This window comes from Mycobacterium sp. SA01, assembly GCF_041287105.1.
Classification (GTDB): domain Bacteria; phylum Actinomycetota; class Actinomycetes; order Mycobacteriales; family Mycobacteriaceae; genus Mycobacterium.
On record NZ_JBGGNO010000007.1, the window covers coordinates 14475 to 27519 of the forward strand.

Consider the following 13045-nt stretch of genomic DNA (forward strand, 5'->3'; position numbering starts at 1 on the left):
AACCCTAACGGGCGGCCACTCCGGCCGCGAGAAGGTCCAGCATCCGCTGGGTCTGCTCCGTCGAGCTACTGGCCATGGTGATGCCCAACATGCTGGAGACGAGGTCGTCGGCGCGCACGTCGGGACGCAGAGAGCCCTCGGCCACGCCGGCGGCCAGCAATAGTTCGGCGGCGCCGACGATGCCGGCTCTCGTGTCGCCGGGCGTCACAGCACCGGATTCGAAAACCACGCGCAGCGATTCGGCCATGCCCCGCTTGGCGGCGACGAACTCGGCGTAGCGGTCCATCCAGCGCCGCAACGCGGTGGCCGGCGGGTGCCGGTCGAGCAGGTGCGCCGCCGACGCCGAAACCTCGGCCAACTCGGTGCGGTAGACCGCCTCGGTGAGCGCCTCCCGGCTGGGAAAGTGCCGGTACAGCGTGCCGATCCCGACGCCGGCATCGCGGGCGATCCCTTCGAGCGAGACCGGCCCATCGCCGGACGCGAACGCTGCGGCGGCAGCCCGCAGCAGTCGCTCACGATTGCGCACCGCGTCAGCGCGCGCCCGCTCAGCCATAGCGGAGGCCCCTCCGTTTTGTTATGGTCGCTTAAGCGGAGGTTCCTCCGCATCGCCGAGTATGACATGCCAGGAGCACCATGACAGCTACATCAGCGCCCGGAGGCACCGCCCGGCTGGGTGATCGTTCAGTGGGCCGCGTCGGGTACGGCGCCATGAGCCTCGAGAGCGTCGCGATCGACGACGCCGTGTCGCTGCTGCACCGAGCAGTCGAATTGGGCATCAACCACATCGACACCGCTTCCTTCTACGGCGGTGGCGAAGTCAACAGCCGAATTCGGCGCGCACTCGCGCCCTATCGCGACGATCTTGTGATCGTGAGCAAGGTCGGGGCGCGCGCGGTTGCCGACGCCGACGTGCCACTGACACTTGCGCAGAAACCCGCCGAACTGCGCGCTTCCGTCGAACTCGATCTCGATAGCCTCGGCCTGGAGCAGATTCCCGTGGTGAATCTGCGCCGCGCCGAGATCGGGCCCGGGCTGATCGCCGACGGTGATCAGGTCGTCGACCTCGACGATCAGCTCGCCGAGCTGATCACACTGCGCGACGAGGGCAAAATCGGTGCGATCGGCATCAGCAACGTTCCACTGGAGACGGTGCAGCGGGCCGCGGGCGCCGAGATCGCTTGTGTCCAAAACGCATACAGTCTGCTCGACCGAACCCACGAAGACTGCTTACGATTCTGCGCGGCCAACGACATAGCGTGGGTCCCGTACTTTCCACTCGGTTCCGGCTTCCCCGGTTTCCCGAAGGTTGCCGACAACACCGAAGTGGTTCGGATCGCCACCGAACGTGGCATGACGCCCGCCCAGATCGGTCTGGCGTGGCTGCTCGCCCACTCACCCAACATTCTGCTGATACCCGGCACGGCATCCATCGGGCATCTCGAGGAGAACGTCGCTGTCGGGGCTATCGCGTTGAACGAGAACGACATTGCCGACCTCGACGCGGTTCCCGGTCAAACGTCAGCCAACGGTGATGGCGTCCAGCCGTTCCTTGATGAACGCCGATGACGTCACCGGCGTCAACCCCCGGCACCCGCCCGACCGGCGGCTCCAGCGGAGTGATGAGTGCGTCGTGGTTGGCCTCATAGAAATAGATCAGCGAGATCAGGTCCTCTTCGGGTGCGTGCGGCTGCGGGGGCAGCACCCGATGCCGCCCGGACGGCCAGCGCCGCCCGCTCCAGTACTCGAGCAGGTCGCCGATGTTGACGGTCAGCGCCGCCGGATCGTACGGCGCATCCTCCCATCCGTCGGCTTCGGAAAAGACTTGCAGCCCACCGGCTCCGGGCTCGCGGTCCAAGATCGTCACGGTGCCGAAGTCGGTGTGCGGGCCGATCCGGAACTGGCCCGGTTCGGGCTCGCCGACCACGCTGACCGGTGGGTAGTGGTTGATGTTCATCGTCCAGGTCGGCCGGTCAGCCAGGGCGACGAAGGGATTCTCTGCCAGCCCCAACGCGTGCGCCATCAGGGCCAGCAGATCGTCGGAGAGCCGGTGTACGGCTGCGGTGTACTCGTTGACCAGCGGCTCCAGCTCGGCCACCTCGGCGGGCCAGACGTTGGGCGCGAACCAGATCCGGTCGACCTCGGCGTCGCCGACAGCCGTTTCCGCGCCCAGGCTGTAGCTCTCCTTGAGGTCGGGCGGTGTCTCGGTGCCCTCGGCGTAGGCGTTGGCCTCCGCTCCGGGAGCGATCCAGCCGTGGCCGCCGACCGGCACCGAGTACCGGCGCTTGACGTCGTCGGGCAGGCTGAAGAACTTCCGCGATGCGGCCCGCACGCCGGCGGCCAGCTCGGGATCGATGCCGTGCCCGGTGACCAGAATGAAACCGGCCTGCTGCAGTCCCTCGTCGAGTTCGGCGGCGACGGCGTCGGCCTGCTCTCCCCCGGCGTACCAGCGGGACATGTCGATCGTGGCGATCACTCTGCGACTCCGATGTCCTCGTTCCACAGCTCCGGGTTCTCAGCGATGAAGTCGGTCATCATCGCCACACAGCGCCCGTCGTCGAGCAGCGTGACGTCGACGCCGGATTCGGCCAGCCAGTCGTGGCCGCCGACAAAGGTCCGGCTCTCCCCGATCAGCACCGCACCGATGTTGAACTGACGCACCAGCCCGCTGCAATACCAGCATGGCGAGAGCGTGGTCACCATGATCGTCGAACGGTAGTCGCGCTGGCGACCGGCATTGCGAAACGCCGCGGTCTCAGCGTGGATCGACGGATCATCGTCCTGCACGCGCATGTTGTGCCCACTGCCCAACAGCTTCCCGTCAGCGCTGAACAACGCCGCCCCGATCGGAATTCCGCCTTCCGCCAATCCCTTTCGGGCCTCGTCGTAGGCGACGTCGAGCATCGCTTCCGGCGTCATACCGCGGTTCGTTCGGCGGTGATCTTCGATCGGCATAGCACAAGATAACTTGCCCCGGCGATCAGGAAGCCGACGAAGAAGGTGATGTCGCCGAGCTGGGGCACCGCTCTGGCGATGTAGCCGACGAACTTCTCCTGGTTGGAGAACAGCAACACCGACACCACCAGGCCGAGGCCGAACGACGCGAATCCGCCCCAGTTCGCATAGCTACGGTCGTAGAGGAATGCGGCGATGGGCTGACCCCGGCGCAGGTACTGGTCGGCGAACACCACGCCCAGCCAGGGTCCGATCCAGTACGCGATGATCAGCAGGAAGGCCTCGTAGCTCGCGGCGGCGTCGGCCAGCGCCCACCATGCGATGCAGAAGCCTGCGACGCCGAAGAACACCGTGACCAGGGCGCGGGCGATATGGTGCGGCAGCTTCACGCCGATGGTCACGAAAGCCATTGCGCCGGAATAGATGTTGATCGCATTCGCGGCGATCGCGCCCACCGCGATGGCCAGCAGGGTGGCCTTGGCCAGTGGCGAGGCCAGCTCGCTGGTGAACGCTTCGGTCGGGTTGTCGGACAACGCCGGGCCGATGGTCACCGATGCGGCGCCGACGATCTCGAGGATGGCGCACGACAGGAACAGCCCTAGTGAGGCGAACAGTCCGGTGCGCGCCGTCGACACGGTCGCCGGTAGATAGCGGGTGTAGTCGGCGGCATAGGGGGTCCAGCCGGCGGCGTAGCCGAACGCGGTGCCCACGGTCAGCAGGAACCCGCCCAGACCGCCCATGCCGCCGTCGATCGCGGGTGCGTCGAAGTGGGATTTGGTGAGGATCACGACCGAGGCGACAGCGAAGATCACCGCGAGAACCGGGAACGACCAGCGCTCGAAGGCCTGGACGAGGTTGTGGCCGAAGAAAGCGAACCCGGTCTGGATCAGCACGACGATGACCAGTGCCGCCAGCGGTCCGATGCCGAAGAGGGTGGACAGCGCGAACGCGCCGCTGACGCTGTTGGTGGCGAACCAGCCGACCCCGGCGGTCACCGACATCAGCACGGCAGGCACCGCGTTGCCCTTGAACCCGAACGCCAAGCGGCCCAACACCATCTGCGGCACGCCGTGCAACGGACCCCGGGCGGACAGGAAGTAGTGCGCGATCGCGCCGAGCCCGGTGCCGATCACGATTCCGGCGACGGCCTGCCAGAAGGTCATGCCGTAGACGGCCACCGCCAGCACGCCGACGAATATCGTCGCGAACTCCAGATTGGGCGATGTCCACGTCCAGAACAGCTGGCGCGGGTGCCCGTGCCGATCCTCGTGCGCGATGAACTCGTTGCCACCGGGCTCGACGGCCACCAACTTGTCGCGGTAGGTGCCGTCGGATTGCACGCTCGGCTCGGTCGGATCAGCCACTGTCATGGACTAAAAATTGTCTCTACCGAGCCGGCGCGCAACCGGAGGGGAAATTTCAGTCGAACTGCGGGGCTTCGGTCCGCGTCCGCTTCAGCTCCCAGAAGTGCGGATAGGCGGCGAACGTGACTGACGCGTCCCACAACTTGCCGGCTTCCTCACCGCGCGGGATGCGGGACAGGACAGGGCCGAAGAACGCCACACCGTTGATGTGGATGGTCGGGGTACCGACATCCTCGCCGACGGCGTCCATACCTTCGTGATGGCTCTTGCGCAGAGCGTCGTCGTACGTGTCCGAGGTGGCCGCCTCAGCGAGCTCGGCGGGCAGCCCCACCTCGGCAAGCGACTCGGCGATCACGACATCGAAATCCTTGTTGTCCTGGTCGTGAATCCGGGTGCCCATCGCGGTGTACAGCGGCGACAGGACCTCGCGGCCATGCGCCTGCTCGGCGGCGATCGCGACGCGGACCGGGCCCCACGCCTTCTTCATCATTTCCTGGTACTCCTCGGGCAGGTCCCGGCCTTCGTTGAGCACCGCCAGGCTCATCACCCGGAAGTCGACGTCGATATCGCGAACCTTCTCGACCTCGAGAATCCAGCGGGAGGTGATCCAACACCACGGGCACAGCGGATCGAACCAAAAACCGGCTACTGATTTCTCGGACATGCGGGCTCCTCCCAGCGATGGACGCAGACTTTCAACTCAACCTCTCCCAATAGAACACTGTTCCCACTGCCGCTAGGTTGGACGCGTGGCACTACCCAACCTGACTCGTGACGAGGCCATCGAGCGCGCTGCTCTGGTCACCGTCGGCAACTACTCCATCGCTCTGGATCTGACGACCGGCTCCGAGTCGACCTTCAGATCCACGACGACCGTCGAATTCGAGGCGACACCCGGCGCCGACACCTACATCGACCTGGCCGCCGACACCGTGCACAGTGCGGTGCTCAACGGCCGCGACATCGACGTGTCGGGATACGACGAGTCCACCGGCATCGCGCTGCAGGGCCTGGCGAAGACCAACGTCCTGGTGATCGACGCGGACTGCCGCTACTCCAACACCGGTGAAGGTCTGCACCGCTTCGTCGACCCGGTCGACAGCGAGGTGTACCTGTACTCGCAGTTTGAAACCGCGGACGCCAAGCGGATGTTCGCCTGCTTCGACCAGCCGGACCTCAAAGCGACCTTCGACGTGACGGTCACAGCACCGTCGCACTGGCAGGTGATCTCCAACGGCGCGACGGTGTCGGTGGACAACGGCATGCACACCTTCGCCACCACCCCGCGGATGAGCACCTACCTGGTGGCCCTGATCGCCGGTCCGTACGCCCGCTGGGACGACGTCTACACCGACGAGCACGGCGAGATTCCGCTCGGGCTGTTCTGTCGCTCGTCGCTCGCCGAGTACATGGACGCCGAGCGGCTGTTCACCGAAACCAAGCAGGGCTTCGGCTTCTACCACCGCAACTTCGGGGTGCCGTACGCATTCGGCAAGTACGACCAGTTGTTCGTGCCCGAATTCAACGCAGGCGCAATGGAGAACGCCGGGGCGGTGACGTTCCTGGAGGACTACGTCTTCCGGTCGAAGGTGACCCGCTACAGCTATGAGCGCCGGGCCGAGACCGTGCTGCACGAGATGGCCCACATGTGGTTCGGCGACCTGGTGACGATGACGTGGTGGGACGACCTGTGGCTCAACGAGTCGTTCGCCACATTCGCTTCGGTGCTCTGCCAGGCCGAGGCCACCGAGTACGACCAGGCGTGGACCACCTTCGCCAATGTGGAGAAGTCGTGGGCCTACCGCCAGGACCAGTTGCCGTCCACCCATCCGGTGGCCGCCGACATCCCGGATCTGCACGCCGTCGAGGTCAACTTCGACGGCATCACCTACGCCAAGGGCGCCAGCGTGCTCAAGCAGCTCGTCGCCTACGTCGGGTTGGAGCACTTCCTGGCCGGGCTACGTGACTACTTCGCCGCGCACGCATTCGACAACGCGACGTTCGACGACCTGCTGGGTGCGTTGGAGAAGGCGTCCGGGCGCGACCTGTCCGACTGGGGCCGCCAGTGGCTCAAGACCACCGGGTTGAACACTGTGCGCGCCGACTTCGACGTCGACGACGAGGGCCGGTTCACCCGGTTCGCCATCAATCAGGGCGGTGCGGCACCGGGAGCCGGGGAGACCCGGGTGCACCGGCTCGCGGTCGGCATCTACGACGACGACCCGACGACCGGCAAGCTGGTGCGCGTGCACCGCGAAGAGCTCGACATCTCCGGGTCTGTCACCGAAGTCCCTGCGCTGCAGGGCGTTTCCCGCGGCAAGCTGGTTCTGGTCAACGACGACGACCTCACCTACTGCTCGCTGCGGCTGGACGACGATTCGCTGCGGACGGCACTGAGCCGCATCGCCGACATCGACGAGCCGCTGCCGCGGACGCTGGTGTGGTCGGCGGCGTGGGAGATGACCCGCGACGCCGAGCTGAAGGCCCGCGATTTCGTGGCGTTGGTGATGAGTGGCGTGCAGGCCGAGACCGAGGTCGGGGTGGCGCAGCGACTGCTGCTGCAGGCGCAGACCGCGCTGAACTCGTATGCCGATCCGCAGTGGGCGTGCGCCAACGGGTGGCCGGCGTTCGCCGACCGGCTGCTGGACCTGGCGCGGGAGTCCTCGCCCGGGTCGGATCATCAGCTCGCGTTCGTCAACGCACTGTGCTCGTCGGTGCTGCAACTGCACCACGTCGCGGTGCTGGCGACTCTGCTGGACAACGAGCCGGCCGAGGTGAACCTGCCCGGTCTGGTGATCGACACCGACCTGCGGTGGCGGATCGTCACCGCGCTGGCCGCGTCCGGCGACATCGACGGCGACGGCGTGCAGACCCCGTTCCTCGACGCCGAGGCGCAGCGTGATCCGACCGCTGCCGGTCGCAGGCACGCGGCGGCGGCGGCAGCCGCCCGCCCGCAGCTCGAGGTCAAGAATGCGGCGTGGCAGCAGGTGATCGAAGACGACACCCTGCCGAACATCACCGCACGCGCGATCATCGGCGGGTTCGTCCAGACCGGGCAGAGCGCGCTGCTGCAGCCGTTCACCGAGCGCTATTTCGCGGCGATCCCCGGGGTGTGGGAGCGTCGCTCCAGTGAGGTCGCGCAGACCGTGGTGATCGGGCTGTACCCGTCGTGGGACATCAGCTCCGAAGCCCTGCTGGCCGCCGACAACTTCCTGGCCGGCGAGCTGCCGACGGCGCTGCGCAGGCTCGTGCTGGAAGGCCGGGCCGGTATCGAACGCTCGCTGAAAGCGCGCGCCTTCGACGCGCAATGATCCCGCGCTGCCAAAATCACGCCATGGCAGCCAGGAACACCCGACGAGCACGCGCGGCGCGCAGACGCACCCGACGGGTGAAAGCGGTGGTCAACGACCTGACCGACGAGCAGTGGGCGACGTTGAAGCTGGCCTGGAACGGCTGCGCGTACTGCGGGGCGACGGGTAAGCCGCTGCAACGGGACTGCGTGATGGCGATATCGCGGGGCGGGCGCTACACGATCGACAACGTGGTGCCCGCCTGCGGGGCGTGCAACGCCAGCAAGTGCAACGACGAGGTCACCGGCTGGCTGCGCCGTAAGCGGCTCGACGAACGCCTGTTCCTTGAGCGGTACGTGCGCATCCGCGCAGAGTTGCTGGCGGCGGCGGAGACTGCGGTATGAGTTTGGTGTCCGCCTTCGAGCGACAATCGATCCCCGCGGATGCTTCCGACGAGATTGAACTCCGTCAGACGGCTACTCGAACTCCCCCTGCGTGAGTTCAACCTCGCGCAGAACCACCTCTACGCCAGGTGACTGTCGCTGCGAGGCGGGCAGCGAGCGGGTATCCCACCGGCGCCGGCACGCCCGGTTTACGGCCTGGAGATGGCCGCCGACATCACCCGCACGGCGCTGACCAAGCCGTCGATCAGGTTGCCTTCTTTGAAAGCCGACGCGGCCGCCGACACCCCGAGCGGGGCAGCCGACTCGGCTCCACGGCCGCGCACGTCGGCGCCGTAGACCACCTCGATGGCCTTCTGGTCCGGTGACACGGCCAACAGCACCGCGTTGTTCGGCGTCGGCACGTCGGCCAGGATCTCCCGAGCCCGGGCCGCGGTGTCGCCGCCGAGGTCGCCGATGTAGACGGCGAAGCGGGCCTTGGACTGCCGGCTGCCGTACTTCAGCGCATCGTCGAGTTCGACCAGCTGGCTGATCGGGAACGGGTAGTGCACCGACAGCTCACCCGGCTCGGTCACTCCGGACAGGCGTCCGCTGGTGGTCACCGCCCAGCCGTGCGGCAGATTGGCCGGATCGACGGTCGCCACCGCGGTTCCGTGGTCACCACTTGCCACTTGCTCCACCTCCCACATTCACCTCGGCCGAGCCGTGACCGTGATGGCCACCGCCGGGAACCACCTCGTCGACGGCCGCCCACAGGATCGGAGCGTGCGTCCACGGTTCGGACAGCTTGTAGGTCTTGGGGTGCTTGCTCTTGCCGGGGATGAACAGCAAGGCCAGCACAGCGGCGAGCCCAAACGGGATGCCCACGAATAGACCGTGGATGACGGCAGCATTCACGTTGCAAACCGTAGCAGTCAGGCCGCGCCCTCACCCAGGTAGCGCACCCAAGCGGGGTCGAGTTCTTTGATGGTGCACAACAGCCGCCAGTGCTGGCCCTTCGGCGGCATCGGCACCAGCCGCAACGTCCAGCCCAGTTCGCTCAGCAATTTGTCGGCCTTGCGGTGGTTGCACGTCCCGCAGGCGGCCACGCAGTTCTCCCAGGAATGCTCACCGCCGCGGCTGCGCGGCACCACGTGGTCGACGGTGTCGGCCTTGCCGCCGCAGTATGCGCACCGGAACCGATCGCGGTGCATCAACGCGGCGCGGGTCATCGGGATGCGAGCCCGGTACGGGACTCGCACGAAGCTGCGCAGCCGGATCACCGACGGCACCACGATCGCCCGCGACGCCGAGTGGATCACCGGCCCGGTCGGGTCGTCGTGCACCACGTCGGCCTTGCCGCACAGCAGCATGATCACCGCCCGGCGCATGGGGAGCGCCGTCAGCGGTTCGTAGGTTGAATTCAGCAACAGCACCCGGCGACGTCCCCACACTGATCCGTCGGCCGGGCTGGGTATGTGAGGGTCGGCGTGCAGGCTGGAACCGGCTACGGACCCGATCGGGCCCGCCGCGGCGCGGTGACCGCGGTTCCGTTTGCGCTGCGACATGCGTCCTCCGCCAACCAGTGCACCACGGATCCGCCGCGATCGCACGGCTATTTGTTCGGTGTTCGCAGGTCAAATCCGTGAACATCGGGTGACGTGGGCTCCGTCTGAGGTGGATGTACACAATGGTGGGGTGACAGAGACTCAGTCCGACGGCGGTGGGCAGACCTTCTACGACGCCGTGGGCGGCCATGACACGTTCCGCACGATCGTGGCCCGTTTCTACGAGCAGGTCCGCGAGGACGAGGTGCTGCTTCCGCTGTATCCCCCCGACGAGCTCGACGATGCCGAGGTCCGGCTGCGCATGTTCCTCGAGCAGTACTGGGGCGGCCCGCGGACCTATTCGGACCTTCGCGGACATCCCCGGCTTCGGATGCGCCACGTCCCGTTCAAGATCGGTTTCATCGAGCGCGACGCGTGGCTGCGCTGCATGCACACCGCGGTAGCCTCAATCGACTCCCAGACGCTCGATGACGCGCACCGGCGGGAGCTGCTGGCCTACCTCGAGATGGCCGCGCAGTCGATGGTCAACTCCCCGTTCTAGAGGACACCGATGACCGAAGCCGTCCCGTGGTGGACGAACGCGATTTTCTATCAGGTCTATCCCCGCTCCTTCGCCGACAGCAACGGTGACGGCGTCGGCGATCTCGGGGGCGTCACCGCGCACCTCGATCACGTGAGCGAGCTCGGCGTCGACGCGATCTGGCTCAACCCGGTGATGGTCTCCCCCATGGCCGATCACGGTTACGACGTGGCCGACCCCCGCGACGTCGACCCGCTCTTCGGCGGTCTGGGCGCCCTGGAGCGGTTGATCACCGAGGCGCATGCGCGCGGCATCCGCATCACGATGGATCTGGTGCCCAACCACACCAGTTCCCAGCACATCTGGTTCCAGGCCGCGCTGGCCGCCGCACCGGGAAGTAGTGAACGGCAACGCTATATCTTCCGCGACGGCCTGGGACCGAGCGGAGGGCAAGAGCGCAGCGACCCGGGAAATGATTTGGGCGCCCAGCCGCCCAACAACTGGGTATCGGTGTTCGGCGGGCCGGCCTGGACCCGGGTCGCCGACGGCCAGTGGTACCTGCACCTGTTCGACTCCGAACAGCCAGACCTCAACTGGGACAACCCCGAAGTATTCGCGGACCTGGAGAAGACGCTGCGGTTCTGGCTGGACCGCGGGGTCGACGGTTTCCGCATCGACGTCGCGCACGGCATGGCAAAACCACCCGGTCTGCCGGACATGACGAACCCGGACGTCGAGATGCTCACCCTCGACGACCACGATCCCCGGTTCAACCACGAGGGCGTCCACGACATCCACCGCGGCATCCGCTCGGTGCTCGACGACTATCCCCATGCGGTGACGATCGGCGAGATCTGGGTGTTCGACAACGCGGACTTCGCCAAGTATCTGCGGCCCGACGAATTGCACATGGGCTTCAATTTCCGTTTGGTACGAGCCGAATTCGACCCGGCCAGCGTTCGCGGTGCGATCGAGAACGCGTTGGCCGCGGCAGCGCTGGCCGACGCCAGCCCTACCTGGACGCTGTCCAACCACGACGTGGAGCGCGAGGTCTCCCGCTACGGCGACGGCGCCGCCGGGCTCACCCGGGCACGCGCGATGGCGATGGTCATGCTGGCGCTGCCCGGTGCGGTATTCCTCTACAACGGGGAAGAGCTGGGGTTGCCCAACGTCGACCTGCCCGACGAGGCGCTGCAGGATCCGGTGTGGGAGCGATCGAAGCACACCGAACGCGGCCGCGACGGCTGCCGGGTCCCGATGCCGTGGTCGGGTGACACACCGCCGTTCGGCTTCTCGTCGAACCCGGACACCTGGCTACCGATGCCGCCGGACTGGTCCACCGTGACCGTCGAACGCCAACTCGCCGAACCGGATTCGACGCTGCTCTTCTTCCGCACGATCCTGCGGCTGCGGCGCAGCCACTTTCACTTCACCGAATTCGACGTGGAGTGGCTCCAGCTGCGCGACGACGCGCTGGCGTTCCTGTCGGCCGGGGTGTTGTGCGTGCTGAACACCGGCCGCACCCCACTCGAGCTGCCCGCCGGCGATGTGCTCGCCGCCAGTGCGCCATTGGTCGGCGGGCAGTTGCCTCCCGATTCGGCGGCGTGGGTCGTGACCGGCTAGACGCCTGCGGCCAGCAGGTTCACCACCGACGCGACGATGATCGAGCCGAACACGAACGACAGCAGCCCGTGGCCCAGCGCGGTGGCCCGCATCCGCGTCGAGGTCAGGTTGGTGTCGGAGATCGCGAAGCTCATCCCGACGGCGAAGCCGACGTAGAAGAAATCCTTGAAGCAGGGTTGATCTTTGTGGCCGGGCGGGCTGTTGAAATCGATTCCGCCGGGCTGCTTCGAGTCGAAATAGTGCTTGGCGTAGATGATCGCGTACAGCGTGTGGATGGTCAGCCAGGACAGTACGACGCTGCCCACGGCCATCCAGCCCGCACCCGAATCGTGGCGGACGCCGCCTGCCGCATCCTGGCTGCGGCCCAACAGGACCCAGACCCCGACCAGGCTGGCAGCCGCGCCACCGAGCACCAAAGCCGTGACGACCCACGGCAGCGGCTGCTCCTGACTGGCGTGCTGCTTGGTCTCCTTGTGGTCGAAACCCCACAGCGCCAGCCACGTCCAGCTTGTGAAGATCAGCGCGAGCGCCGTCCACCCGCCGAGCAGCGACAGCATGCCGTTCTGGCGCCACAGCACGGCAGTCACGACCGCGCCGACCGCACCCCCGACCGTCACGCGGGCGGCCGGGCGGCTCCAGAACGGCAGGGTGCCGTGGACGTTGTCAGCCACGGGCGGATACTAACGCAGCACCAGCGCGGGATCGCCGCGTCGGCGATACACCGATCCGTACCGCGCGTCGATCCGCAACCACGTCGGCGACAGCCGCACCCGGACGATCTCGTCTTCACCCGGCGGTTCCGGCATGAATCCCATTGCGGTCAAAGCGAACACACACCGCATCGGCACGCCGACCTCGGTGTCACCCGAACTCACCCGCAGCACGTCCTGATCCAGCAGCGACGCCGGCGGTCCGTGCGCGCTGCTGTGCTCCTTGGCCAGGTCGGCACCCCGCTGGGCCAGGTCGATCAGAACTGCGGCCGGCACATCGTCGAGGTGGGTGAAGCCGCTGTCCGGCGGCAGCACGCCGCGCCACGCGGAATCCATCGGAAAGCCGGGATCCACCCGGCCGGACACCTCGGGATTACGGAGGCCGCGAGCTAATTCGTCTGCTCCGCAGGACAAGTCGGCGGGTTTGATCTCACCGGCGACTGCCCGTACCGCGAGCACGTCGAACCCCGTGGCCACCCAGGCCGTCACCACGCCGTCGGCCCGCGCCCGCAGCCGGACCACCGCGGCTTCGTCGAGGCGCAGCGCATGTTCGACGAACACCGCCAGATCGCTGCGGACGACAGCGTCGGGAATGACCAAAGCGCGTTCGGGCGCTGACATCCCCCGGTCGCCCCGCT

14 protein-coding genes and 1 pseudogene are annotated in these 13045 nt (G+C 67.1%); 5 read left to right on the forward strand and 10 right to left on the reverse strand.

Annotation, left to right across the window (positions count from 1 at the left end):
• Positions 1-4: 4 nt before the first annotated feature.
• Entirely contained in the window at positions 5-553 is a 549-nt protein-coding gene (locus tag AB4879_RS00650; protein WP_370505996.1) for a TetR/AcrR family transcriptional regulator, read from the reverse strand.
• Between the two features lie 80 nt (positions 554-633).
• Between AB4879_RS00650 and AB4879_RS00655 the strand changes: the two genes are divergently transcribed.
• Positions 634-1566 (forward strand): aldo/keto reductase, encoded by a 933-nt coding sequence (locus tag AB4879_RS00655; protein ID WP_370505997.1) that lies wholly within the window; start codon positions 634-636, stop codon positions 1564-1566.
• Here AB4879_RS00655 and AB4879_RS00660 read toward each other — a convergent pair.
• From AB4879_RS00660 to AB4879_RS00675, 4 genes and pseudogenes are all read right to left on the reverse strand, one after another.
• Positions 1519-2455: pseudogene (locus AB4879_RS00660) on the reverse strand (isopenicillin N synthase family dioxygenase). The gene AB4879_RS00655 and the pseudogene AB4879_RS00660 sit on opposite strands and share 48 nt — an antisense overlap.
• Positions 2456-2469: 14 nt before the next feature.
• A complete protein-coding gene (locus AB4879_RS00665) occupies positions 2470-2916 on the reverse strand; it encodes a nucleoside deaminase (protein WP_102805717.1) in 447 nt (148 codons plus the stop codon).
• Positions 2913-4322 (reverse strand): cytosine permease, encoded by a 1410-nt coding sequence (locus AB4879_RS00670; RefSeq protein WP_102805718.1) that lies wholly within the window; start codon positions 4320-4322, stop codon positions 2913-2915. The genes AB4879_RS00665 and AB4879_RS00670 overlap by 4 nt, the downstream gene beginning before the upstream one ends.
• Positions 4323-4371: 49 nt before the next feature.
• A complete protein-coding gene (locus tag AB4879_RS00675) occupies positions 4372-4980 on the reverse strand; it encodes a DsbA family protein (protein WP_102805719.1) in 609 nt (202 codons plus the stop codon).
• A gap of 85 nt (positions 4981-5065) precedes the next feature.
• On the opposite strand from AB4879_RS00675, the gene pepN reads away from it, so the two are divergent.
• Complete coding sequence (gene pepN / locus AB4879_RS00680; RefSeq protein WP_370505998.1) at positions 5066-7627, forward strand: aminopeptidase N; 2562 nt, start codon at positions 5066-5068, stop codon at positions 7625-7627.
• A gap of 23 nt (positions 7628-7650) precedes the next feature.
• Positions 7651-8010: an HNH endonuclease gene (locus tag AB4879_RS00685; RefSeq protein ID WP_370505999.1), complete on the forward strand. Its 360-nt coding sequence runs from the start codon at positions 7651-7653 to the stop codon at positions 8008-8010.
• A gap of 188 nt (positions 8011-8198) precedes the next feature.
• On the opposite strand, the gene AB4879_RS00690 is transcribed toward AB4879_RS00685, so the two are convergent.
• The 3 genes from AB4879_RS00690 to AB4879_RS00700 are packed head-to-tail and all read right to left on the reverse strand — an operon-like array spanning position 8199 to position 9554.
• A complete protein-coding gene (locus tag AB4879_RS00690) occupies positions 8199-8678 on the reverse strand; it encodes a DUF5130 domain-containing protein (RefSeq protein WP_370506000.1) in 480 nt (159 codons plus the stop codon).
• Positions 8665-8904 (reverse strand): hypothetical protein, encoded by a 240-nt coding sequence (locus AB4879_RS00695; protein WP_102805722.1) that lies wholly within the window; start codon positions 8902-8904, stop codon positions 8665-8667. The genes AB4879_RS00690 and AB4879_RS00695 overlap by 14 nt, the downstream gene beginning before the upstream one ends.
• Before the next feature lie 17 nt (positions 8905-8921).
• On the reverse strand, positions 8922-9554 hold the full coding sequence (locus AB4879_RS00700) for an HNH endonuclease (protein WP_102805723.1): 633 nt from the start codon (positions 9552-9554) through the stop codon (positions 8922-8924).
• 130 nt (positions 9555-9684) lie between these two features.
• On the opposite strand from AB4879_RS00700, the gene AB4879_RS00705 reads away from it, so the two are divergent.
• Together AB4879_RS00705 and AB4879_RS00710 are read left to right on the forward strand one after the other, a co-directional pair.
• Complete coding sequence (locus tag AB4879_RS00705) at positions 9685-10095, forward strand: globin (protein WP_233209150.1); 411 nt, start codon at positions 9685-9687, stop codon at positions 10093-10095.
• A 9-nt stretch (positions 10096-10104) separates the two neighbouring features.
• The gene (locus tag AB4879_RS00710; protein WP_370506001.1) at positions 10105-11697 is read left to right on the forward strand and encodes a glycoside hydrolase family 13 protein; all 1593 of its coding nucleotides are present in this window, start codon (positions 10105-10107) and stop codon (positions 11695-11697) included.
• On the opposite strand, the gene AB4879_RS00715 is transcribed toward AB4879_RS00710, so the two are convergent.
• A complete protein-coding gene (locus AB4879_RS00715) occupies positions 11694-12368 on the reverse strand; it encodes a DUF1345 domain-containing protein (RefSeq protein WP_370506002.1) in 675 nt (224 codons plus the stop codon). The genes AB4879_RS00710 and AB4879_RS00715 overlap by 4 nt on opposite strands.
• A 9-nt stretch (positions 12369-12377) precedes the next feature.
• Positions 12378-13028 (reverse strand): hypothetical protein, encoded by a 651-nt coding sequence (locus AB4879_RS00720; protein WP_370506049.1) that lies wholly within the window; start codon positions 13026-13028, stop codon positions 12378-12380.
• Positions 13029-13045: the final 17 nt, after the last annotated feature.